This window comes from Mesorhizobium sp. B2-3-5 (genome assembly GCF_006442395.1).
Lineage (GTDB): Bacteria > Pseudomonadota > Alphaproteobacteria > Rhizobiales > Rhizobiaceae > Mesorhizobium.
The window spans coordinates 18441-39956 of sequence record NZ_VFVX01000019.1; the positions used below are offsets into that span (position 1 = coordinate 18441).

Below are 21516 nucleotides of genomic sequence, written 5' to 3' on the forward strand. Positions count from 1 at the left end.
CCAAGAAAGTCTAAAAAAATCGATTTTACTCAGATATCGAGTAGGCAATCGTGGGCATACGCTTTTTCGGGATATTCTTGTTCTTATTCAGCGTAACCATCCGCTTGTCCGCCTAGTCTAGCCCAACCCGTCCTGGGTCAGGCTGACCACGAGCTGATCGATGCCCGGATCGTCAAGCCTGACGACGTGCGCCTTGCGGATCGCATGCCTTGACCGGATGCCGGACATATCTTGCCGCATGATGACCGATACGAATGCCGGGCCGGCCTCGGTCAGAAGCATGGCCTTGCCGACGAGCACTGGTTCCGAGATTGGAGCCCATTGCACGGAGATCAGCGATGGCTCGCCGGTCTGGCGACGGTTGACGCCGCTGAAGTAGATCCAGTTCAGGCGCGAGATCGCCACGCCGTAGTGGTTGCCGCGCGCCCGCGCCCATGTCGAGCCACGGCGCTCCGACCATCCGGTGACCCTGCGGAATGTGACCAACTCGGCCTCGCGACGCACGAAAGTCACCGACCGCATCAGGAGGTCGGGACGGGCCGGGATCGAAAAATAAGTGAAATAGGTGCCACCCGCGATCGACGGGGCGGGAGGGCGCATCATCTGGTTGAACAGGCTTTCGGAGATCGGTGGCAGGCCGGCAACCGCAGGCTCGGGCATGCCGGGGTCCTGGTACAGTTCGGCTTCGTGGATGCGGAAATAGTCGCAGATCAGCTTGGCCGTGGCCTTGTTCGGAATAGTCTGGCCCTGCAGGTAGCGTTCGAACTGCGTGCGGTTGATCCCCAATTCACGGCATACCGCGCTGACGGAGGCATGGTCCTTGCAGAGTCGTCTGAGATTTGCAGCGAGATTCTCGCGAATGGACACGTCTTTGCTTTCGCAGGCGAATTCTTCATTTCGACTCGAAATCCATATAGCGCCTTCGGTCGCCCCCGCCGAAACGCCCAGTCACAACGCACAGAAAAAACTGATTTGGTAACGCCAGTCTAATGGGGCGGCTTCCAAAAAAAATAGCGCCGATCCGACAGCGGCCATCGCCATAAGTCCAATTGACAATTGTCTTGCCCCGGAAATCCCGCGAAATCGCGTATGGCCTTTTGGGGGAGCATCGACGCCGCGCGTCGCAACGGATGCCGTCCGCGCCTTGCGGCAAAAAGCGGACAACCGATTATTCCGCTGGTGGAGCTGAGGAGGATCGAACTCCTGACCTCGTCATTGCGAACGACGCGCTCTCCCAGCTGAGCTACAGCCCCGTCCAGCGGATGGCGCATTTATCGGGCGCGGCGGATTTCTGTCAAGGCGGCGTTTTGCCGAAATCCTTCCCGCCTGCCATGGCAGCCGGCGGCCCTTGCCGGTTTCGCATGCAATGGCTACATGTCGGCAACAATTGGAGACCGGCATGCTCGCCCTCATTCAAACCATCGTCATGGCGCTCGACCTCTATTGGTGGGTCATCATCGCCTCGGCGATCTTTTCCTGGCTCTATGCCTTCAACGTCGTCAACTCGCGCAACCAGTTCGTCGGCAGCATCGGCAACATGCTCTACCGGCTGACCGAGCCAGCGCTGCGGCCGATCCGCCGGTTCATGCCCGACCTTGGCGGCATCGACATCTCGCCGATCATCCTGCTGCTGATCCTGTTCTTCGTCAGGCAGTTCATTCTCACCACCGTGGCGCCGCTGGTGCTGTGAGCGCGCCGTTCCGCGTCCGCGAAACCGGTATCGAGCTGTTTGTCCGCCTGACGCCGAAATCTTCCGTGGACAGGTTGGAAGGCGTCGAAACATCGGCGGACGGGCGCAGCCATTTTAAGGCGCGGGTCCGCGCCGTGCCGGAAAACGGTGCGGCCAATCAAGCGCTGGAGAAGCTGGTCGCCAGGGCGCTGGGGGTGCCGGGATCGGCCGTTTCAGTCGTTGCAGGCGGCACGGCCCGGCTCAAGACGCTGCGCGTTGTCGGCGAACCGGCGACGCTGGCCAAGAGCGTCGCGATGTTCGGCGCATAGGTCTCCTTGCCGCACGACCTTCGGTGTCAATCGCCCAGCGGCAGCCTGGGGTCGTCGACCTTCAGCGTGTTTACGCTCTGCTTGATGCGGCGCAGGTTCTCCAGCACCTTCGGGCCGCGCGTCTCGGCCACCGATGTCACGATCATGTCGACGATCGCCAGCAGGGCGTAGCGCGACGATGTCGGCTTGTAGATGTTGCCATCCTCAAGCGGCTGCAGATGGATGACCGTATCGGCGACCTTGGCCAGCGCCGAGTCAGGGGCGGTGACGGCCAGTGTCGTGGCGCCATATTGCTGGGCGACCTGCACAGCCTCGATGACCGAGCGCGCATAGCCGGACACCGAAAAAGCGACCAGGGTGGTCTCGGGCGTGGCAACGGCGGCATACATGCGCTGCAACTGGCCGTCGATCTGCGCCAGCACCGGCAGGCCGAGCCTGAACAGCCGGTTCTGCATCTCGGTCGCCATCATCGAGGAGATGCCGCCGGAGCCGATGCACAGAACATTGCCCGAAATCGCCAACCGCTCGGCGACCGCGACCAGCGTCGCCATGTCGAGATTCTCGCTGGCGCGCTGGATGGCTGAGATCGCCGCTTCGGTGATGGCGGAGGCGATGCGCTGCTCGCGGGCATCGCGGCTCAGTGGCTCCGGCGACAGATACTGGCCGCCGATGGCGATGGCCTGCGCCAGATAGAACTTGAAGTCGCGCAGGCCCTCGCAACCGAGATTGCGGCAGAAGCGCGTGACCGTCGGTTCGCTGACGCCGACGCGTGAGGCGATCTCCGAGATCGCCGCCTTGGAGGCGAAATCGAGATCGGAGAGCACAAGGCCGGCCAGGCGGCGGTCCGACTTGGTGCCGTCCTGCGACATCAGCTGCAGCCGCGTGATGATGTCGGCCGGCGTCTTCATGCTTGTGCCTTCGTCGTCATCCCGGTGTTTTCACAGCGGCAGGCCGGTTGCCTTGTCGAACAGATGGATGTTGCCTGGATCGACCGAAACCGGAAGCAGGTCGCCCGGCCTGATCGGCACCCTGTCACGGAACACGGCGCGCACCGTGTCGGCGCCAATGGCGCCATAGACGTGGGTCTCGGAGCCGGTCGGCTCGACGACATCCACCTTGAGTCCCATGGCGTCGGCGGCTTCGCCGATGATGAAATGCTCGGGCCGGATGCCGGCCTCCACCACGCTTCCCGCAGGCACCGGCTTACCGGCAAGCGCAAGCCGGCCGCCGCCAACCGACTCGAACCAGGTCTTCTCAGGCGTCGTCCTGAGAGCCCCGGAGACAAAGCTCATCGACGGCGAGCCGAGAAAGCCGGCAACGAACTTGTTGGCCGGCCTGTCATAGAGTTCGAGCGGTGCTCCGACCTGCTGGATCCTGCCGCGGTCCATCACGACGATGCGGTCGGCCATGGTCATGGCCTCGATCTGGTCGTGGGTGACATAGACGATCGTCGATTTCAGCCGCTGGTGCAGCGCCTTGATCTCGGTACGCATCTGCACGCGCAACTGCGCGTCGAGATTGGAGAGCGGCTCATCGAACAGGAACACCGAGGGTTCGCGCACGATGGCGCGGCCCATGGCCACGCGCTGGCGCTGGCCGCCTGAGAGCTGGCGCGGGTAGCGGTCGAGATAGGAAAACAGGTTGAGGACGCCGGACGCCTTCTTGACCTTTTCGTCGATCGCCGCGCGGTTCTCGCCACGGATCTTCGGGCCGAAGCCGATATTGTCGGAGGCCTTCAGGTGCGGGAACAGCGCATAGGACTGGAACACCATGGCGATGTTGCGCTGCTGCGGCGGCAGGTCGTTGGCGCGCGTGCCGCCGATCAGCAGATCCCCCGAGCTGATCGTCTCCAGGCCCGCCAGCATGCGCAGCAGGGTCGACTTGCCGCATCCCGACGGGCCGACCAGCACGACGAACTCGCCGCTTTTTATATCGAGGTTGATGTCCTCGAGGATCCTGTGCTGGCCGAAGGATTTCGACAGGTTGCGAAACAGGACGTCGGTCATGGTCACGCTCCCAATATGTCGTCGATGAACGGCAGGCAACCGGCGGTCAGCCCGGCATCGACGGGCATCACCACGCCTGTTACGCCCGAGGCGCGGTCGGAGGCAAGGAAAGCCACCGCTTCGGCGACTTCCTGTGCGTTGACGATGCGGCCGAGCGGATAGAGCCGCTTGAGCTTGCCGAGGATTTCCGGATCCTTGGCCAGGCGATGGTCCCAGGCGGCGGTGCGGATCGACCCTGGGCAGACGACATTGGCGCGCACGCCGCTGCGGCCAAGCTCGACGGCGATCGACTTGGCATAGGCGTTGATGCCGGCCTTGGCGGCGGCATAGGCGGGATTGCCGAAATGCGCGATGGCATTGACGGAGGAGATGAAGACGACGCTGCCCGATCCGCGCGCGGCCATCGCCTTGGCGATAGGGTCCGCGAACGTCATCACTCCGGTCAAATTGAGGTCGAGCTCATGCTCGATCCTTTCCGCCGTCAGCGCGGCAAGCGTCTCGGCGCGCGTCCAGCCGGCATTGTTGATCAGGATATCGGGTACGCCGTCCCTGTCGAGCACGGCGGTGATCGCCTTCTCCAGGGACGAGCGGTCAAGAAGGTTGAAGACATGGCGCGAGGCAAGGTGCGGGCTTGCCAGCGCCTCCTCGGATTGGTCGCAGCCGACCACCCGCGCGCCCCTTCCGGCCAGCAGTGCGACGATCGCCGAGCCAAGGCCGCCGCCTGCACCCGTGACGACGACAGTACGGCCCTCGAATTCGGCTTTCGAAACCACGGCGCTTGTTCCTCCCGCAGATCAGGCAGATGCCGGCAGGCTAATGAATGGAATGTAATTAAGCAACATAATAATCCGCTTGCATGCGGGGAATTCATCGATAATGTAGGAAAGTCACATAAATCTTGTGCCAGCGATCGGCGCAAGGAGCGCAAAAAAGCGCGGAACAAATGGGAGAGATCGGATGAGCCTTGCCAAATGGACTGTCGGCCTGATGGCCGGAATGAGCATGCTGGCCTTCGCGGCGCAGGCGAATGCGGGTGAAGTGCGCGTCACCGTCGCCGAGTACAGTGCCAAGACCGGGCCTTATTTCGAGGAGGTGAAGAAGGAGTTCGAGGCGAAGAACCCCGGCATCACTGTCAAGTTCGAAGTCGTGCCGTGGGATGTGCTACTGCAGAAGCTGACCACCGACATCACCGCCGGCACCAATGCGGATCTCTCGATCATCGGCACGCGCTGGCTGATCGACTTCGTCCAGCAGGATGTCGCCGAGCCGCTCGACAGCTACATTACGCCCGAATTCAAGGGCCGTTTTATCGAGACCTTCCTGTCGCCCTCGATCATGAATGGCAAGACCTATGGCCTGCCGATCGCAGCCTCGGCTCGGGCCATGTACTACAACAAGGAACTGTTCGAGAAGGCCGGCATCGCCAAGCCGCCGGCGACCTGGACCGAACTGCAGGACGATGCCCGCAAGATCAAGGCACTGGGTTCCGGCAGCTTCGGCTTCGGCTTGCAGGGCAAGGAGATCGAGACCGACGTCTATTACTACTATGCGATGTGGTCGCAGGGCACCGAGATCCTCAACAAGGACGGCACGTCCGGCCTGAGCACACCGGGCGCGCTTGCAGCAGCCAAGCTCTATAAGTCGATGATCGATGAGGGGCTGACCGAGCCCGGCGTCACCTCCAACAACCGTGAAGACGTGCAGAACCTGTTCAAGCAGGGCAAGGTCGGCATGATGATCACCGCACCGTTCCTGTCCAACCAGATCAAGGAAGAGGCGCCGAAGCTGAAATACGGCGTGGCGGCCATTCCGGCCGGGCCGACCGGCGCGCGCGGCACCTATGGCGTCACGGATTCCATGATCATGTTCAAGAACTCCAAGAACAAGGACGAGGCCTGGAAGCTGCTCGACTTCCTGTTCAAGAAGGAGCAACGCGCCAAGTTCACGCAAGGCGAAGGCTTCCTGCCGGTGAACAAGGAAGAAGCCAAGATGGACTATTATGTCAACAATGCCGATCTGGCCGCCTTCACCGCGCTGTTGCCCGACGCCCGCTTCGCGCCGGTCATTCCGGGCTGGGAAGAGATTGCCCAGATCACCTCGGACGCCATGCAGAAGATCTATCTCGGCAGCGTCGATCCCGAGACAGGCCTGAAGGACGCGGCGGCGAAAGCCAACGCAGTGTTGAAGAAGTAGGGGCCGTGCTCAAGAAATAGGGCGTATCTCCCTGCGCCCGTGGCGCGCCCCAGACTCAGGCAGGGCGCGCCACACATTTCGGTCCTGGGCACAAAGCGTCGAACGCCGACGGGGCAATTACTTCGTACAGGGGAATAGATCGCCGATGCCGGCGCCGCCCCTCATTGCCCTGCCGGGCGTTCGTCGTTCGAAAGCCAAGCAAAGCGGCGGCGAGAGCGCCCCTCTCCCCGTCACTATACGGGGAGAGGATGCCGGCAGGCAGGTGAGGGGCAGCGCCGGCATCGGCAAGGAATTCGAAGCCGAGCGAGTGTCCAGGAAGAACCAAGCGGGATTAGGCAAGCTGGCAAGCCAGCACTGCTGATGCCTCACAACGCGGTACAGGCCAGCCGATGCAAAATCGTATCTTGCCCTATCTCCTGACCTTGCCCAGCCTGTTCCTGGCGGCGGTCGTCATCTTCTGGCCGGTCTGGGACCTGATCCAGATATCGACCCACGACGTCAACCGTTTCGGGCAATTGCGCGAGTTCAGCGGCCTTGCCAATTTCTCGGCGCTGTTTGCCGATCCCGACTTCGTCGCCGCGCTGTGGCGCACCGGGCTGTGGACCGTGCTGGTGGTCGGCGGTGCGCTGCTGCTGTCCATCCCGGTGGCGATGATCCTCAACACCGATTTCCATGGTCGCGGGCTGGCCCGCGTCATCATCATGCTGCCCTGGGCGGTATCGCTGACCATGACGGCGGTTGTCTGGCGCTGGGCGTTGAGCGGCGAAAGCGGGATGCTCAATTCGGCGCTGATCGGACTCGGCCTGATCGACCACAACATCCAGTGGCTTGCGAACGCCGAAACGGCGTTTCCGATGCAGGTGCTGATCGGCATACTGGTGACGGTGCCATTCACCACGACGATCTTCCTTGGCGGCCTGTCGTCGATCCCGGACGATCTCTATGAGGCAGCGGCGCTCGAAGGAGCAACGCCAATGCAGCAGTTCCGCGAGATCACCTTTCCGCTCCTGAAGCCGTTCATCAACATCGCCATCGTGCTCAACACCATCTATGTCTTCAATTCCTTCCCGATCATCTGGGTGATGACGCAGGGCGGGCCGGCCAACTCGACCGACATCCTGGTCACCCATCTCTACAAGCTCGCCTTCCGCATCGGCAAACTCGGCGAGGCCTCGGCGGTGTCGCTGGTGATGTTCGCCATATTGCTGATCTTCACCATGATCTATGTACGGCTGGCGATGCGGGAGCAACGCGCATGACAAATGGGTTCATGACGGCCAAATTGAAGCGCACCATCATCGCCTGGCTGCTGCTGGCGCCGCTGATCGTGGTGACGATCTTTCCCTTCGCGGTGATGTTCCTGACCGCGGTCAAGCCGCGGACCGAAGTGCTGTCGCCGACATGGTGGCCGAGCGAGTTCCGGTGGTCCAACTTCTCCGACATGTGGGTGGCGACCGGTTTCGGCCAGGCACTGGCCAATTCGCTCTATGTGTCTGTTATCGCCACGGTCGGCGCCATCCTCATCTCCGTTCCGGCCGCCTATGCGATGTCGCGCTTTCGCTTTGCCGGCTACGGTGTCTTCCGCCAGTTCCTTTTGATCTCGCAGATGATCTCGCCGATCGTGCTGGTGCTTGGCCTGTTCCGGCTTATGGCGGCCTGGGGATTGGTCGAATCGACGACCGCGCTCGGTTTCATCTACATGGCCTTCAACGTCGCCTTCACCGTCTGGATGCTGCAAAGCTATTTCGACACAATTCCGCGCGATCTCGAGGAGGCGGCCTGGATGGAAGGGGCTGGCCGCTGGCTCACCCTGCGCAAGGTATTCCTGCCGCTCTGCCTGCCGGCGATCGCGGTGACCGCCATCTTCACCTTCATCAATGCCTGGAACGAATTCGTCGTGGCACTGACCATGCTGCGCAGCCAGGAAAGCTACACGCTGCCGATCCAGGTGTTCTCGCTGGTCGCCGGCCGCTATACGATCGAGTGGCACCACGTCATGGCCGCCACGCTGCTGGCGACGCTGCCGGTGGCGATCCTGTTCATCTGGCTGCAGCGCTATCTGGTGCGCGGACTGGCGCTGGGGGCGGTCAAATAGCGTAAGTAATTGTCCACGGAGCTTTCATGCGCATCTTTACCGCCTCACTGGCGACGGAAACCAACACTTTCTCGCCGGTGCCGACCGACCGGGCCTCGTTCGAAATGGCGTTCTACGCCGGACCGGGCAAGCATCCCGATACGCCGACGCTGTGCTCCTCGCCGATCGTCGCCTTGCGCCGGCGCGCGGCCGCCGAAGGCCTGACCGTCATCGAAGGCACCGCCACCTGGGCGGAGCCCGGCGGCCTGGTGCAGCGCCAGACCTATGAAGCGCTGCGCGACGAGATTCTGGGACAGCTCGAGGCGGCACTGCCGGTAGACGCGGTCATCCTCGGCCTGCATGGCGCCATGGTGGCGCAAGGCCATGACGACTGCGAAGGCGACCTGCTCGAGCGCGTGCGGGCAATCGTGGGACCTGATGTGGTGATCGCCTCCGAGTTCGATCCGCACAGCCATCTGACGCCGAAGCGCGTGGCGGCGTCCGACATCATGGCCTATTTCCTCGAATTCCCGCACACCGACTTCTACGAGCGCGGCGAGCATGTCGTCGAGCTTGGCCTTGCCGCCGCGCGCGGCGAGATCAAGCCCGTCATTTCGACCTTCGACTGCCGCATGATCCAGGTGCTGCCGACCAGCCGCGAGCCGATGCGTTCCTTCGTCGACCGCATCAAGGCGCTGCACGGCAAGGACGGCGTGCTGTCGGTCTCGGTCGTCCATGGCTTCATGGCCGCCGACGTGCCGGAAATGGGCACGCGCATTCTTGTCATCACCGACAATGACAAAGCCAGGGGCGATGCGCTGGCGGAGCGGCTGGGGCGCGAGCTCTACGCGATGCGGGAAAAGACGGCGATGACGATGCTCTCCACCGCCGACGGTCTCGATCGGGCGCTGGCCGTTCGCGCCGAAAATCCCGGCAAGCCCGTGGTCATCGCCGACATCTGGGACAATCCCGGTGGCGGCGTTCCCGGCGACGGCACTTTCGTGCTGCGCGAGATGCTGGCGCGCGGCCTGGACAAGGTCGGTGTGGCGACGATCTGGGACCCGATCGCCGTGACCTTCTGCCTGGCGGCGGGCGAGGGCGCGGTCATCGACCTGCGCTTCGGCGGCAAGGCTGGACCTCAGGCGGGCGAGCCGATCGACGCGCGCGTCAAGGTGCTGAAGGCGGTTCCTGAGGGCTGGCAGAGTTTCGGGCCGAGCCGGGTGACCCTCGGGCCGACCGCGCTGGTGCGCATAGAAGGCACCGAGGTCGACGTCATCCTGAACACCAACCGCACACAGACCTTCGAGCCCGACATCTTCTCCAACATCGGCGTCGATCCACTGAGCAAGGACATGCTCCTGATCAAGTCGACCAATCATTTCTACGCCGGCTTCGCGCCGATCGCCGCCGAGATCATCTATGTCACGGCGCCGAGTTCATACCCGAGCAATCCGGCGGTGACGGATTACAAGAAGCTGAAGCGGCCGGTGTGGCCAAGGGTGGCTGATCCTTGGGGCTGCTGATCTCCCCCCTTTAGGGGGAGATGTCGCCGAAGGCGACAGAGGGGTCGCCCGAACTGCTGCGACGCCATGCAACGGCAAAAGGAAAGGCCAGCGCTTCATGCGCGACGACCCCCTCTGGCCGCTTCGCGGCCATCTCCCCCTCGAGGGGGGAGATTAGCTGTTGCTATACGAGCCCCCGCTTGATCATCATCGCTTCAGGCGAAGGCATCTTGCCGCGAAACTCGGTGTAGAGCTCTTCCGGGTCCTTCGAGCCGCCGGCGGCGTAGATGTTCTTCCGCAGCCGTTCGGCCAGCGCCGGGTTGAACGGATCGCCGGTTTCCTCGAAGGCGGCGAAGGCGTCCGCGTCGAGCACTTCCGACCACATGTAGGAATAGTAGCCGGCCGAGTAGCCGTCGCCCGAAAAGACATGGCCGAAATGCGGGGTGCGGTGGCGCATCGCGATCGTGTCGGGCATATCCAACTTTACCAGCGTTTCGGCCTCATATCGAAGCGGTGCTTCAGGCGCGTCCGGCCTGGCGTGATACGCCATGTCCATCAGCGCCGAGGCGGTGAATTCCACTGTGGCGAAGCCGGCGCCAAAAGTGCGCGCGGCCAGCATCTTGTCGAGCAGTGCCTTCGGCATCGGCTTGCCGGTCTTCTCATGCAACGCATGCTTCTCCAGCACCGCCGGCACCGTCAGCCAGTGCTCGTAGAGCTGCGAGGGCAGTTCGACGAAATCGCGGCTGACCGAGGTGCCGGAGACCGAAGGCCAGGTGACATCGGTCAGCATGCCGTGCAGCGCGTGGCCGAATTCGTGAAACAGCGTTTTCGCCTCGTCGACCGACAGCAAGGCGGGCTCGCCCACAGGCGGCTTGGCGAAGTTCATGATGTTGTAGATCACCGGCTTCGAACCGTGGCCGAGCTTGTAACCGGACTTCAGCGCGCTCATCCAGGCGCCGGAACGCTTGGAGGGCCGCGCGAAATAGTCGGCCAGGAACAGGCCGCGCTCGCTGCCATCGGCATTCCTGACCACGAACACACGCGCGTCGGGATGCCATGCGGCAATGCCCTTCTTCTCTTCGAAGGTGATGCCGAACAACCGTGTCGCCACGTCGAAGCAGGCGTCGATGACGCGGTCGAGCTGCAGATAGGGTTTCAGTTCGGCCTCATCGAAGGCGAATTTTTCGGCGCGCAGCTTCTCCTGATAGAAGCGCCAGTCCCAGGCGGCGAATTTCTCGTTGCTGCCGGCCTCGGCGGCCAGCCGCTCCAATTCCTTCTGGTCGGCGGCGGCCTTCTGCAGCGCCTTTTCCCAGACCGGATCGAGCAGCGCATGGACCGCCTCCGGCGTCTTGGCCATCGTATCGTCGAGCTTCAGCGCGGCGAAGGAGGCATAGCCGAGCAGTTTCGCCTTTTCGGCGCGCAGCTTCAGCATGTCGCGCACCACGGACGTGTTGTCGGTGGCGCCGCCATTCTGGCCGCGCATGGTGAAGGCGCGGAAGGCGATTTCGCGCAGGTCGCGGCGTTCCGAGAAGGTCGTGAACGGCTCGTAGATCGAGCGCGACAGGGTGACGGCGTAACGGCCCTTCTGGCCGCGCATTTCGGCGGCCTCGGCCATCGCGCTCTTCAAGAAGTCCGGCAGGCCGGCAAGATCGGCCTCGTCCAGGAATAGCGCCCAGTCGCGCTCGTCGGCCAGCACGTTCTGGCCGAAATTCGTGCCGAGCGACGACAGTTCCTCATTGATTCTGGCCAGCCGTTTCTTGCCTTCGGCGTCCAGTTTCGCACCGGAGCGGACGAAACCTTTCCAAGTCTTTTCCAACACGCGCAGCGTCTCGGCATCGAGCCCCAGGCTCTCGCGGCGCTGGTAGAGATCGTCGATGCGGGCAAACAGTTTTTCGTTCATGGAGATCGCCGAGAAATGCCTGGACATCTTCGGCGAAATGTCGCGCTCCAGCGCCTGGATGGCCTCGTTGGTGTAGGCGCGTGCGCGGCACCAGAAGATCGACGAGACGTGATCCAGCGCCTCGCCGCCGAGTTCCAGCGCCTGAAGCGTGTTCTCGATGGTCGGCGCATCCTTGTTAGAGGCGATCGCGTCGATCTCCGCCTCGTGCGCGTTCAGCGCCGCGTCGAAAGCCGGCGAAAAGTCGCCGTCGCCGATATTGGCGAAATCGGGCAGGCCAAGCGGCCCCTGCCATGCGGTCAGCGGATGGGCGGCGAGGTCGATGGCTTTCGTGGAGGACATGGAGGGTCTTTCGCTGGCGTCGAAGGGAGGGTGTCACCGATGTAGGGCGCGGCTCGTGAGCCCGCAATATGACAGTCGGCCGGTCTGCCTCAGTAGCCGTCGCAGTTTTCGGCGATTGCCGCCTGCGAGCTGGCGGTGATGCGGTTGTCTTTCACTGCGAAGGTTTCCCGCATCAGCATGTCGTTGTCGGGGAAGTCGTAGCACGCGATCACGGTGGTGACGCCGCCCTCGCTCTTCTCGATGCGGTGGCGGATCGCGGCGCCGGCAACCGCGCTCTTCCATTCGTCGATCGAGGCGATGAATTCCTGCTTGCCCTGGATGATGCCGAGGTCGTCGAGTTTGATGCGGACGTCGTCGGCGAGCAGCTCGGAAAGTTCGGTGCGGTCGGCGACCAGCAGCGCCGAATACCAACGGCTGATGATGGCGCCGTCGTCAGCGCGTGCTGCCGAAATCGCAGCCAGCAGTGCGGCCGCCGTGAGACCGATCGACCGGATGTTCGACAGCTGGCGCGCCGTCCCGTTCATTCCAGCACCGGCCGTTCGAAATCGCCGGTCTCCTTGTTCATCGCCCAGAGTTCGCCGGTCGAAATGTCGAACCAGGCCCCGTGCAACGACAGCCGCCCCTTGCCCTCCAGGATCGAGACGCAAGGAAAGGTCCTGAGATTGGCGATGGAATAGCGGATCGAGATGCGCTCGAGCGCGGTCTGACGCTCCGTCGCCGTCATCAATGTGCTGGAGGCGACAGTTTCCGCGGCCGGCGCGATCAGGCTCATCCACTTGCCGATGAAGTCGCCGGGCGAGAGCGGCGCGGCCGTCGTGTCGAGCGCGGCACGGATACCGCCGCAACGGCCATGGCCCATGACGACGATGTTCTTGACCTTGAGGCTCTGCACCGCGAATTCGAGCGCCGCCGAGGTCGAATGGAACTCGCCGTCCGGCGCGTAGGGCGGCACCAGGTTGCCGACATTGCGCAGCACGAAGAGTTCGCCCGGCCCGGCATCGAAGATCGCCTCGGGCGCCGCGCGCGAATCGCAGCAGGCCACGATCATCGTCTCCGGCGCCTGCCCTTCGCGCGCGAGCTCGCGATAGCGGCCGCTCTCCGTCAGGTAGCGGCCATTCATGAAATTGCGATAGCCGGCGAGGAGGTGGTCGGGAAGATGAGGCATGGGCGGCTAAGGCCTTTCCGGTTGGAGGCGGCAGCTCGTTGCGGTCGAGAAAAGGCTCTAGCGGCAAAAGCCTGTTACGAGCAATGCAGAATTGCGCGGGCTGGCCATAAATGCCATGCGCCAAGGTCGGACGTCCGCCGACACTGTCATGCCCAGATCGCGACCGGTATTCCAAAACCGTCGGCAAGCGGCGGGTCCGGAAACGGCCTGGCCTTGCCGCCGGCGATGCGGCCGGCGATCAGCATCATCACCGCCGCATCGAGGACATCATCGGCGGCCGCACCGCGCGGCGGCGGCTGGCCGAGGAAGTCCATGTCATAGCCGTGGCGGAAGAGCAGTGCCTTGCGTTCCGCCATGCCGGCCGGATTGATGCTGCCCTTGATCTTCTTCGGCAACCTCATGGCCTGATCGTCATTCAACCGGCAGAAGGCCACTTCCGGATGCGATTCGAAGACACGTCCGCGCAAATCGGGCCGTGCGATCAGCAATGTATCGATCTCGCGGATCTTCGAAAAAATGCCAAAGGCCTGGATCGAAACGCCGCGCGGCGGATCAGAGGTAGCCTTGGCGACCTCGCTTGCCCTGATATGCGCGGCGTACCAGGCATCGATCGTGGTGAAGTCGGCGGTGTCCGCATAAAGCGCTGCGCGGGACGGGATCGAAAACACACTGGACTGGCGTGCCCCCAGCAACGGCCTGACCTGCGCCTCCGGTCCGCGCCCGCCCTTGTTCGAAAACTCGGGCAGGCCGATCGGCATGTCGACGGCGACGATCGCGTCGTCGGGAACTGCCGCAAGCAGCGCCGCGAAGCTGGCAAAGACCTTCACCGAAGGCGCCGCATCCGGATCGCGCCGCACCGCGATCCAGCCGGCCTTGCAGCCGTCGGCGCCGACAAGCACGACGGTGGCCGTGGTCAAGCCCGGCGGTCCCGCCCGGGATGCGTGAGGTGGCGAAGCTGGACCATCGCCATCGGGTGCGACAGGCTCTGCGCATCGGTCTCCAGCTGCAATTCGTCGCCGCCGCGCTTGGCGGTGCGCGCCAGGATCTCGTAGACCGCCGCCGTGGTCGACTGCAGCGCCTTGATCGCCGGCTGACCGGAGAGGATGCGCGCCAGATAGACGGCCGCCGTGAGGTCGCCCAGGCCGTTCGGCGGCTTGTCGATGAGACGATGCTCGGCGAGCAGCGCCTGGTTGCCGTCGAGCAGCAGATTGCCGGTGCCGCCAGTCATCATCGACTGTGCCGAAGTGACCAGCATCGTCGATGGCCCGGCATGGAGCGCGGCCGAGATCACGGATTTCAGGTCGGGCAGCGGCGCGCCGGTCATCCATTCCAGTTCGTAGCGGTTGGGCGTGGCGATGTCGGCGATCGGCATCAGCCGGTCGCGCATGGCGGCGGCGGTGGGCTCGGGCACATAGAGGCCGCCCGAATCGCCCATCACCGGATCGCAGATATAGACTGCGCCGGGTGTCCTTGCCTTTACCGCGGCGACCAGCGAAGCGACGGCCTCGGCCTGGCCGGCCTCGCCGAGATAGCCCGACAGCACGGCGCCGACCTCGCCCAGCCATGGCGCGCGCTCGAGGTTGGCCATCAGCGCCTTGAACTGGTCGAGCGACGGCACGATGCGCGTCGCCCGCCCGTGGCCGGGGTGCCAGGGCAGGATGACGGTTGGCACCGCCCAGACTGGAAACCCCAAGGTTTCCAGCGCAAAGACGGCGGCGCGGTTGCCGACCGAACCACGGGCGACATGACTCGAAATGACGATGACCGCACGCGGTGCGTCGGGTTTCTCGGCGCTCATTGATTTTTGATTCCTAGCTGCCCCGGGTGAGGAAAAGCACGAGCCACACCATCAGGCCCAGCGCCAGAAGCAGGCCGAGTATCCTGCCAATGCGCGTGCCCCAGACCTCGATCGGGTCCGCGCGGTCGGCGTCGCTTGCGGCGACGTGGTCGCGCACGCCTTTCGCGGTCCGTGCCACCAGCGAGGTGCCGGCCGGCTCGGTTTCCCGCCCGACGCGCTCGAGGATGCGGCGCGATTCGTTGTCGCTGTCCTGGCGTCCGGCCATGGTGATATCCTGTCTCCATGGCGACCTTATCGTGTTCGCCTCGCCAATTACAGGGGTTTACAGCCGGGGGTAACCGTGCCGACAACCCGTCCTTGTTGGGGCCGTTTTCTTGCGCGCCGATTGTGATAATGCTTCGCATACAACTTCCGTCGAGGGACCGTTCATGCTCGCCCAGCGCCTTGCTCCATCATCCATCTTCCGCACGCTTCCCGCCTTCCTGATGATGGCCATCGTGCTGCCGTTGCTGGCCGGCTGCGGCTACAACACCATCCCGACGGCGGAAGAAAACGCCAAGGCGGCCTGGAGCGAGGTGCTGAACCAGTACCAGCGGCGCGCCGATCTCATCCCCAATTTGGTGGAGACGGTCAAAGGCTACGCCGCGCATGAGAAGGACACGCTCGACGCGGTGGTCGAGGCGCGCGCCAAGGCAACGCAGATCACCGTGACGCCGGAAACGCTGAAGGACCCGGAAGCGTTCAAGAAATTCCAGGATGCCCAGGCAGGGCTGACCAGCGCGCTGTCGCGGCTGATCGCCGTGTCGGAGGCCTATCCCGACCTCAAGGCCAACCAGAATTTCCTGGCGTTGCAGGCGCAGCTCGAAGGCACGGAGAACCGCATCGCGGTAGCGCGGCGCGACTACATCCAGGCGGTCAGGGACTATAATCTGACCCTGAGGACGTTCCCGTCGGTGCTGTGGGCCACACTCTGGTTCCGCGGCAACGAGCCCTTCGCCAATTTCACCGTCGCCGAAGACAAGATGCAGCCGCCGAAGGTCGATTTCGGCACCAAGCAGGGCGGGTGAACGAGCAATTTAGCGGGTCTGGTCCGTGTCGACCTTGAGTTCCGTCACACCCCCCTCTGTCCTGCCGGACATCTCCCCCGCAAGGGGGGAGATCGGCTGTGATCACGGCTTTCGCCAATCTCCAATACTCAAGGGCGGGAGCCAGCGGCGAAACTGCCAATCTCCCCCCTTGCGGGGGAGATGTCCGGCAGGACAGAGGGGGGCGCGAAGGAACGCTTGCCTAAACACTCTTGGCCTTCTTCTCTGCCTCCTCCTTCTGCCCCTCACCGTCTTCGCCGCCGATCTCCCCGCTCTCACCGGGCGTGTCGTCGACAATGCTGGCATCATCGATGCCGCGACAAAAGCGGCGTTGACGCAGAAGCTTGCAGATTTCGAGACAAAGGGTTCCGACCAGATCGTCGTCGTCACTATTCCGAGCCTCGGCGGCGAGGAGATCGAGCCTTACGCCAACCGGCTGTTCCGCTTCTGGAAGCTCGGCCAGGCCAAGGAGAACAACGGCGTCCTGCTGCTGGTCGCGCCGAACGACCGCAAGATGCGCATCGAGGTCGGGTACGGGCTGGAAGGCACGCTGACCGACTTGCACACCAAGCTGATCATCGAGAACGATATGGTGCCAGCCTTCCGGGCAGGCGATTTCTCAGGTGGCATCAGCAAGGCCGTCGATGACATGATCATGGTGCTGGAGGGCAATCCGGAGGAACTGGAAGCGCAAGGCAAGCGCAACCAGCAGGCACCCTTCAATCCCGACAACCTGTTCTTCGCCATCTTCATCGGCATCTGGGCGATCATTTTCTTCGGCGGCATCGCGGCTTCTGTCCTGCCGCCGATCTTCGGCCAGAAGCTTGGGCCGGGCCGCTACCGCTGGCTCGGCATGACCTTCGAGCCTGGCCGGCGCTCCTCATCCGGTGGTGGCTGGTCTTCCGGAAGTTCCGGCGGTGGTTGGTCTTCGGGTGGCGGTGGCGGCGGTTTTTCGGGCGGCGGCGGCTCGTCCGGCGGCGGCGGTTCGTCAGGAGGCTGGTAAGGCAACGGCATGGCGACTCGACCGATCAGCCCGCAGGACCATGAACGCATCGCCGACGCGATCCGCGCCGCCGAGGCCAGCACCGACGGCGAAATCTACTGCGTCGTGGCGCGTGCCAGCGACGGCTATTTCTCCCCCGCCGCCTTGATGGCGACACTCGGCATGCTGATCGTCAGCCTCGCCGTCGCCTATGGGCTGGAGGCATGGTGGCTCGCCATCCGCCTGCCGCATTTCGTCATCGCCGAGCTTCTGGCGCTGGCCAGCGTGCTGGCGCTGTTGTGGGCGCTGCCTGGCCTGCGCATCCATATGGTGCCACGGCGGCTGCGCTATCAGGCGGCACACGCCAACGCGCTCAAGCAGTTCCTTGCCCGCAACGTCCATCGCACCACGGCGCGCACCGGCGTGCTGATCTTCGTCTCGATCGCCGAACGCTATGCAGAGGTGGTCGCCGATTCGGGTATCGACGCAAAGGTCGGCCAGCATGTCTGGGATAGCGTCGTGCGGGATCTCACCGCGCATGCCGGCGACGACCGGCTTGCCGACGGTTTCGTCAAGGCGATCGAGCAGGTGGGGTCAGTGCTGGCCGAGCACTTCCCGGTCACCCCGGACGATAGCAACGAGCTCGACGACCATCTGGTCGAAATCTGAAAAGCCCGCCCGCCGCGCTTCGGTTCTCGAAAACCACGTTATGCGCCTCGGCTGAACGCGATTTCAGATGGCCTTGCCCTGTCAGCAGTGTCTGGACCGGTTGCAAGAAAGCGATCGGCGGGCCGCCCTGACTCTTTGCAATCGGGCGATGCGGGTTTATGGTTAACAAATCATGAATACGCTGACGATCGACATCCGCAAAGCCGAACCGCGCGACGCCGGCGCCATCGCCGAAGTGCATCTCGAGGCCTGGCGCGGCGCCTATAGCGGCATCATTCCGCATCGCACGCTGACATCGATGATCAACCGCCGCGGCGCCGACTGGTGGGCGAATGCGATTCGCCGCGCCGCCACCGTCCTGGTCGTCGAGATCGGCGGCACGATCGCCGGCTATGCGACGATCGGCAAGAACCGCGCCCGGGAACTCAAGCAGCAGGGCGAGATCTACGAATTGTACTTGCGCCCGGAATATCAGGGCATCGGCCTTGGCCGGCGGCTGTTTTCGGCGGCCAGGACACGTCTCGCCGACCATGGCCTGAAAGGCATGGTGGTGTGGGCGCTGGAAGACAACCAGAACGCGCTGGCTTTCTATGCCGGTGCCGGCGGCCGCGACATTGCCGAAGGCGTCGAGATCTTCGAGCAGAAAGCGTTGAAGAAAGTCGCTTTCGTCTGGGAGTGACTGCCCAGAGATGGTCCCGGAAGGCGAAGCCTCAGGGACGCATCCCGCGCAAAAATCACGACGCTGAAACATCTTGTGCTGATTGTTGAACGCGTCGAACGCCGTCGCGTCTCACCTGACATACGTGAACACCATTCGCCGCATTGCGCCATTTTGCGCCGCCCGCTATCGGTCTCCCAACCGAGAGAGGGACAAAGCCATGCGCATCGAAGCCATAGCCACCGGAAAGAATCCGCCTGAAGACGTCAACGTCATCATCGAGGTGCCGATCGGCGGCGAGCCGATCAAGTACGAAATGGACAAGGAGGCCGGCACGCTGTTCGTCGACCGCTTCCTGCACACCTCGATGCGCTATCCCGGCAATTACGGCTTCGTGCCGCACACGCTGTCGGGCGACGGCGATCCGATCGACGTGCTGGTCTGCAACACGCGCGCGCTGGTGCCGGGCTGCGTCATCAATGTGCGGCCGATCGGCGTCCTGATCATGGAAGACAATGCCGGCCAGGACGAGAAGGTCATCGCCGTGCCGTCGCCGAAGCTGACGCTGCGTTACGAGAACGTCACCGAATACACGCATTTGCCCGAGATCACCCGCCATCAGGTGCAGCACTTCTTCGAGCACTACAAGGATCTCGAGCCCGGCAAATGGGTCAAGATCGAGGGCTGGCACGATTCCAAATACGCCAAGAAGATGATCATGGACGCGGTCGACCGCGCCAAGGCGAGCAAGTAGGCTAATTATCGACCCGGCCGAAGGGCGGCACATCGCCGATGACGGTGTGCCTGTCCTTGCCGCAGACGAAGCTGCGCGCCTTCTCGTCGGCGAGCTTGCGCGAGATGGCTGCCAAGCCCAATTGTCAGCGTCTGCGCCGCCCCTCATCCGCCTACCGGCACTTTCTCCCTTATAGTGACGGGGAGAAGGGGACGTCCGCTACCTCGGCGCTCTCTTTGCAACGCCGTCGATTGGCGAAATCGATGATGAGAGGATGCCGGCAGGCAGGTGAGGGGCTGCGCCAGCGCCTGAAAGTCTTATTTCTTCAGGCTTGCTTCGATCAGCAGGTCGGCGTTGCGGGCGACCGATTGCGCCGGGCCGCCGAGGCCGAACAGCTGGCCGCTGATATAGGCGCCCTCGATGAGCAGCAGCAGCCCGTCGCCCAGCGTATCGGCGTCTGGCGCGCCCATCGCGGCGGCCATGGCGCGCAGCCTGCGTCGCAGTTCCTGCTTGTTGTCCTCGCTTACCACGCGCGCCGGATGGCCGCGCTCGGGATATTCGACGGCCGCATTGGTCATGCCGCAGCCGCGATAATCCGGTTTCTGCGTGCGCTTGCCGACGCGGGTGAGGAAGGCGATGATCTGCGCGCGCGGATTGCCCGGATGTGCGTTGACGGCCTCGTCGAAGCGCTCCCAGAACTCAAGGTCGTATTGCCTGAGATAGGACGCGGCCAGTTCGTCCTTCGAGGGGAAACTGCGATAGAGGCTCGGTTTGGTGACGCCGGCACGCTTGACGATCTCGTCGACGCCGATCGCTCTTATGCCGCGCCGGTAGAACAGGTCATAAGCCACGTCGAGGATCTTCTTGGCGGCCTTCGGCGGCGCCGATGCATGACCGTCGCTGATGGTCAGTTCAATATTTTTGTCGGTTGGCATCGTGGGACTCGATTGACAATGTTACCGATCGGTACGTATACATGCTCCCATCTTGCAACGTACCGGTCAGTAACATGATAACTCAATCCCGTCCGTTTGGCCAGCGCTACGCTTTCGTCGTGGTCGGTGTCATCTTCCTCTGCCTGCTGATCGCGGCCGGGCTTCGTTCCGCGCCTTCCGTCATGATGCTGCCGCTCGAAAGCAGCTTCGGCTGGCGGCGCGACACGATCTCGCTGGCCGCCGGCGTCGGTATCCTGCTCTACGGTCTGACCGGTCCGTTCGCCGCCGCGCTGATGGAGCGGATCGGGCTGCGCCGCACGCTGCTTGCTGCGTTGGTGGTGATGTCGGCTTCGACGGCACTCAGCCTTTTGATGACCAAGCCGTGGCACCTGTTCATCACCTGGGGCGTCTTCTCCGGCATCGGCTCCGGTGCCGTCGCCAGCGTGCTCGGCGCCACGATCGTCAACCGCTGGTTCAAGACCAATCGCGGCTTGGTCATGGGGCTAATGTCGGCCTCGAGCGCCACCGGCATGCTGATTTTCCTGCCGTTGATCGCTTCCCTCGCGCAATCGGGCGGCTGGAAGCCGGTCGCAATCGCGGTCGCGGTCGCCACCGCCTGCCTCCTGCCCCTGGTCTGGCTGCTGGTGCCGGAGCGTCCGGCCTCGATCGGCATGGTTCGCTATGGCGCCGGGGCCGATGACGTGCCGCCGGTCTCGCCGGCATCGCAGGGCAACTTCCTGGCGCACACGCTCAACACGCTGCGCCGCGCCGCTGGCACGCGGGTATTTTGGTATCTGTTCGCCACTTTCTTCGTCTGCGGCTTCACCACCAACGGTCTGGTCGGTACGCATCTCATCGCCTTCTGCGGCGATATGGGCATCGGCGAGGTGCAGGCCGCCGGCCTGTTGTCGATGATGGGCATTTTCGATCTGATCGGGACGACGCTGTCCGGTTGGCTCACCGACCGGTTCGATCCGCGCAAGCTGCTCGGCGTCTATTATGCCATCCGTGGCCTATCGCTGATCTATCTGCCTTATTCCGGCTTCTCGGCGACCAGCCTGATCATCTTCGCGGTGCTCTACGGCCTCGACTGGATCGCCACCGTGCCGCCGACGCTGCGGCTCGCCAACGAAGCCTTCGGCGATCGCAGCGGGCCGATCGTGTTCGGCTGGATCGTCGCCGGCCACCAGGTCGGGGCTGCAACCGCCGCCGCCTTCGGCGGCACCATGCGCGAGTTGCAGGGCAATTACGAACTGGCCTTCCTGATCGCCGGCATGACGGCGATCGCCGCGGCGTGTCTCTCGCTTTTGATCAACACCAGCCGGCCGGCATTCGATCCCGAGCCGCAGGCGGCTTGAGCTGCCGATCTCCCCCCTTGAGGGGGAGATGGCCGCGAAGCGGCCAGAGGGGGTCGGTTCGACTAGACTCGACCCTTATCGCGGGCGGAAAAGGTTGGCGCTCTACGCGAGGCGACCCCCT

23 protein-coding genes and 1 tRNA gene are annotated in these 21516 nt (G+C 63.7%); 12 read left to right on the plus strand and 12 right to left on the minus strand.

Going from position 1 to position 21516, the window contains the following annotated elements; translation table 11 throughout:
* Nucleotides 1–117: 117 nt before the first annotated feature.
* Together FJ958_RS20525 and FJ958_RS20530 are read right to left on the minus strand one after the other, a co-directional pair.
* A complete protein-coding gene (locus FJ958_RS20525; protein WP_140745004.1) occupies nucleotides 118–867 on the minus strand; it encodes a helix-turn-helix transcriptional regulator in 750 nt (249 codons plus the stop codon).
* Nucleotides 868–1177: 310 nt separating this feature from the next.
* Nucleotides 1178–1253, minus strand: a tRNA-Ala gene (locus tag FJ958_RS20530).
* A gap of 146 nt (nucleotides 1254–1399) precedes the next feature.
* Between FJ958_RS20530 and FJ958_RS20535 the strand changes: the two genes are divergently transcribed.
* Entirely contained in the window at nucleotides 1400–1690 is a 291-nt protein-coding gene (locus FJ958_RS20535; RefSeq protein ID WP_140745005.1) for a YggT family protein, read from the plus strand.
* Nucleotides 1687–1998, plus strand: coding sequence for a DUF167 family protein (locus FJ958_RS20540; protein ID WP_140745006.1), 312 nt, complete (start codon nucleotides 1687–1689; stop codon nucleotides 1996–1998). Before FJ958_RS20535 ends, FJ958_RS20540 begins: the two co-directional genes overlap by 4 nt.
* 26 nt (nucleotides 1999–2024) lie before the next feature.
* Here FJ958_RS20540 and FJ958_RS20545 read toward each other — a convergent pair whose 3' ends face one another.
* From FJ958_RS20545 to FJ958_RS20555, 3 genes are read right to left on the minus strand one after another with little or no spacing between them, the layout of a single operon-like run.
* The gene (locus FJ958_RS20545) at nucleotides 2025–2906 is read right to left on the minus strand and encodes a MurR/RpiR family transcriptional regulator (protein WP_140745007.1); all 882 of its coding nucleotides are present in this window, start codon (nucleotides 2904–2906) and stop codon (nucleotides 2025–2027) included.
* Between the two features lie 30 nt (nucleotides 2907–2936).
* The gene (gene ugpC, locus FJ958_RS20550) at nucleotides 2937–4004 is read right to left on the minus strand and encodes a sn-glycerol-3-phosphate ABC transporter ATP-binding protein UgpC (RefSeq protein ID WP_140745008.1); all 1068 of its coding nucleotides are present in this window, start codon (nucleotides 4002–4004) and stop codon (nucleotides 2937–2939) included.
* A 2-nt stretch (nucleotides 4005–4006) separates the two neighbouring features.
* Complete coding sequence (locus FJ958_RS20555) at nucleotides 4007–4777, minus strand: SDR family oxidoreductase (RefSeq protein WP_140745009.1); 771 nt, start codon at nucleotides 4775–4777, stop codon at nucleotides 4007–4009.
* A gap of 184 nt (nucleotides 4778–4961) precedes the next feature.
* On the opposite strand from FJ958_RS20555, the gene FJ958_RS20560 reads away from it, so the two are divergent.
* The 4 genes from FJ958_RS20560 (at nucleotide 4962) to FJ958_RS20580 (ending at nucleotide 9794) form a co-directional block, all read left to right on the plus strand.
* Nucleotides 4962–6197 carry a sugar ABC transporter substrate-binding protein gene (locus tag FJ958_RS20560; RefSeq protein ID WP_140745010.1) on the plus strand — a complete coding sequence of 412 codons (1236 nt, stop codon included), beginning with the start codon at nucleotides 4962–4964 and terminating at the stop codon, nucleotides 6195–6197.
* A 389-nt stretch (nucleotides 6198–6586) separates the two neighbouring features.
* Nucleotides 6587–7456, plus strand: coding sequence for a sugar ABC transporter permease (locus FJ958_RS20570; protein WP_140745012.1), 870 nt, complete (start codon nucleotides 6587–6589; stop codon nucleotides 7454–7456).
* An 11-nt stretch (nucleotides 7457–7467) separates the two neighbouring features.
* Complete coding sequence (locus FJ958_RS20575) at nucleotides 7468–8292, plus strand: carbohydrate ABC transporter permease (RefSeq protein ID WP_140745094.1); 825 nt, start codon at nucleotides 7468–7470, stop codon at nucleotides 8290–8292.
* Nucleotides 8293–8318: 26 nt separating this feature from the next.
* Nucleotides 8319–9794, plus strand: coding sequence for a M81 family metallopeptidase (locus FJ958_RS20580; RefSeq protein ID WP_140745013.1), 1476 nt, complete (start codon nucleotides 8319–8321; stop codon nucleotides 9792–9794).
* Between the two features lie 163 nt (nucleotides 9795–9957).
* Here the strand turns inward: FJ958_RS20580 and FJ958_RS20585 are convergent, their stop codons facing one another.
* The 6 genes from FJ958_RS20585 to FJ958_RS20610 all read right to left on the minus strand — a co-directional run bounded on the left by FJ958_RS20585 (nucleotide 9958) and on the right by FJ958_RS20610 (nucleotide 15240).
* Nucleotides 9958–12012 (minus strand): M3 family metallopeptidase, encoded by a 2055-nt coding sequence (locus FJ958_RS20585; protein WP_140745014.1) that lies wholly within the window; start codon nucleotides 12010–12012, stop codon nucleotides 9958–9960.
* A gap of 89 nt (nucleotides 12013–12101) precedes the next feature.
* A complete protein-coding gene (locus FJ958_RS20590) occupies nucleotides 12102–12536 on the minus strand; it encodes a nuclear transport factor 2 family protein (RefSeq protein ID WP_140745015.1) in 435 nt (144 codons plus the stop codon).
* A complete protein-coding gene (locus tag FJ958_RS20595) occupies nucleotides 12533–13177 on the minus strand; it encodes a carbonic anhydrase (protein WP_140745016.1) in 645 nt (214 codons plus the stop codon). The genes FJ958_RS20590 and FJ958_RS20595 overlap by 4 nt, the downstream gene beginning before the upstream one ends.
* A gap of 146 nt (nucleotides 13178–13323) precedes the next feature.
* On the minus strand, nucleotides 13324–14094 hold the full coding sequence (locus FJ958_RS20600) for a DUF429 domain-containing protein (RefSeq protein ID WP_140745017.1): 771 nt from the start codon (nucleotides 14092–14094) through the stop codon (nucleotides 13324–13326).
* Nucleotides 14091–14975 (minus strand): pyridoxal kinase PdxY, encoded by an 885-nt coding sequence (pdxY, locus tag FJ958_RS20605; protein WP_140745018.1) that lies wholly within the window; start codon nucleotides 14973–14975, stop codon nucleotides 14091–14093. Before pdxY ends, FJ958_RS20600 begins: the two co-directional genes overlap by 4 nt.
* A 13-nt stretch (nucleotides 14976–14988) precedes the next feature.
* The gene (locus tag FJ958_RS20610) at nucleotides 14989–15240 is read right to left on the minus strand and encodes a hypothetical protein (protein WP_140745019.1); all 252 of its coding nucleotides are present in this window, start codon (nucleotides 15238–15240) and stop codon (nucleotides 14989–14991) included.
* 163 nt (nucleotides 15241–15403) lie between these two features.
* Between FJ958_RS20610 and FJ958_RS20615 the strand changes: the two genes are divergently transcribed.
* The 5 genes from FJ958_RS20615 to ppa all read left to right on the plus strand — a co-directional run bounded on the left by FJ958_RS20615 (nucleotide 15404) and on the right by ppa (nucleotide 19123).
* Entirely contained in the window at nucleotides 15404–16042 is a 639-nt protein-coding gene (locus tag FJ958_RS20615) for a LemA family protein (protein ID WP_140745020.1), read from the plus strand.
* Between the two features lie 169 nt (nucleotides 16043–16211).
* Nucleotides 16212–17063, plus strand: coding sequence for a YgcG family protein (locus FJ958_RS20625; protein ID WP_140745021.1), 852 nt, complete (start codon nucleotides 16212–16214; stop codon nucleotides 17061–17063).
* Nucleotides 17064–17072: 9 nt separating this feature from the next.
* Entirely contained in the window at nucleotides 17073–17711 is a 639-nt protein-coding gene (locus tag FJ958_RS20630) for a TPM domain-containing protein (RefSeq protein ID WP_140745022.1), read from the plus strand.
* Nucleotides 17712–17883: 172 nt separating this feature from the next.
* Nucleotides 17884–18390: a GNAT family N-acetyltransferase gene (locus FJ958_RS20635; protein ID WP_140745023.1), complete on the plus strand. Its 507-nt coding sequence runs from the start codon at nucleotides 17884–17886 to the stop codon at nucleotides 18388–18390.
* A 199-nt stretch (nucleotides 18391–18589) separates the two neighbouring features.
* Complete coding sequence (gene ppa, locus FJ958_RS20640) at nucleotides 18590–19123, plus strand: inorganic diphosphatase (RefSeq protein ID WP_140698732.1); 534 nt, start codon at nucleotides 18590–18592, stop codon at nucleotides 19121–19123.
* Nucleotides 19124–19419: 296 nt separating this feature from the next.
* Here ppa and FJ958_RS20645 read toward each other — a convergent pair whose 3' ends face one another.
* The gene (locus tag FJ958_RS20645) at nucleotides 19420–20037 is read right to left on the minus strand and encodes a TetR/AcrR family transcriptional regulator (protein WP_140745024.1); all 618 of its coding nucleotides are present in this window, start codon (nucleotides 20035–20037) and stop codon (nucleotides 19420–19422) included.
* Nucleotides 20038–20111: 74 nt separating this feature from the next.
* On the opposite strand from FJ958_RS20645, the gene FJ958_RS20650 reads away from it, so the two are divergent.
* Nucleotides 20112–21395, plus strand: coding sequence for an MFS transporter (locus FJ958_RS20650; protein ID WP_181176453.1), 1284 nt, complete (start codon nucleotides 20112–20114; stop codon nucleotides 21393–21395).
* Nucleotides 21396–21516 lie beyond the last annotated feature (121 nt).

Excerpts from the sequence above, each read along its gene's own strand:
- FJ958_RS20535 (WP_140745005.1), top strand. The coding sequence starts at position 1,400 with ATGCTCGCCCTCATTCAAACCATCGTCATGGCGCTCGACCTCTATTGG.
- FJ958_RS20545 (WP_140745007.1), bottom strand. The coding sequence starts at position 2,906 with ATGAAGACGCCGGCCGACATCATCACGCGGCTGCAGCTGATGTCGCAG.
- ugpC (WP_140745008.1), bottom strand. The coding sequence starts at position 4,004 with ATGACCGACGTCCTGTTTCGCAACCTGTCGAAATCCTTCGGCCAGCAC.
- FJ958_RS20560 (WP_140745010.1), top strand. The coding sequence starts at position 4,962 with ATGAGCCTTGCCAAATGGACTGTCGGCCTGATGGCCGGAATGAGCATG.
- FJ958_RS20570 (WP_140745012.1), top strand. The coding sequence starts at position 6,587 with ATGCAAAATCGTATCTTGCCCTATCTCCTGACCTTGCCCAGCCTGTTC.
- FJ958_RS20575 (WP_140745094.1), top strand. The coding sequence starts at position 7,468 with ATGACGGCCAAATTGAAGCGCACCATCATCGCCTGGCTGCTGCTGGCG.
- FJ958_RS20580 (WP_140745013.1), top strand. The coding sequence starts at position 8,319 with ATGCGCATCTTTACCGCCTCACTGGCGACGGAAACCAACACTTTCTCG.
- FJ958_RS20585 (WP_140745014.1), bottom strand. The coding sequence starts at position 12,012 with ATGTCCTCCACGAAAGCCATCGACCTCGCCGCCCATCCGCTGACCGCA.
- FJ958_RS20590 (WP_140745015.1), bottom strand. The coding sequence starts at position 12,536 with ATGAACGGGACGGCGCGCCAGCTGTCGAACATCCGGTCGATCGGTCTC.
- FJ958_RS20595 (WP_140745016.1), bottom strand. The coding sequence starts at position 13,177 with ATGCCTCATCTTCCCGACCACCTCCTCGCCGGCTATCGCAATTTCATG.
- pdxY (WP_140745018.1), bottom strand. The coding sequence starts at position 14,975 with ATGAGCGCCGAGAAACCCGACGCACCGCGTGCGGTCATCGTCATTTCG.
- FJ958_RS20610 (WP_140745019.1), bottom strand. The coding sequence starts at position 15,240 with ATGGCCGGACGCCAGGACAGCGACAACGAATCGCGCCGCATCCTCGAG.
- FJ958_RS20615 (WP_140745020.1), top strand. The coding sequence starts at position 15,404 with ATGCTCGCCCAGCGCCTTGCTCCATCATCCATCTTCCGCACGCTTCCC.
- FJ958_RS20630 (WP_140745022.1), top strand. The coding sequence starts at position 17,073 with ATGGCGACTCGACCGATCAGCCCGCAGGACCATGAACGCATCGCCGAC.
- FJ958_RS20635 (WP_140745023.1), top strand. The coding sequence starts at position 17,884 with ATGAATACGCTGACGATCGACATCCGCAAAGCCGAACCGCGCGACGCC.
- ppa (WP_140698732.1), top strand. The coding sequence starts at position 18,590 with ATGCGCATCGAAGCCATAGCCACCGGAAAGAATCCGCCTGAAGACGTC.
- FJ958_RS20645 (WP_140745024.1), bottom strand. The coding sequence starts at position 20,037 with ATGCCAACCGACAAAAATATTGAACTGACCATCAGCGACGGTCATGCA.
- FJ958_RS20650 (WP_181176453.1), top strand. The coding sequence starts at position 20,112 with ATGATAACTCAATCCCGTCCGTTTGGCCAGCGCTACGCTTTCGTCGTG.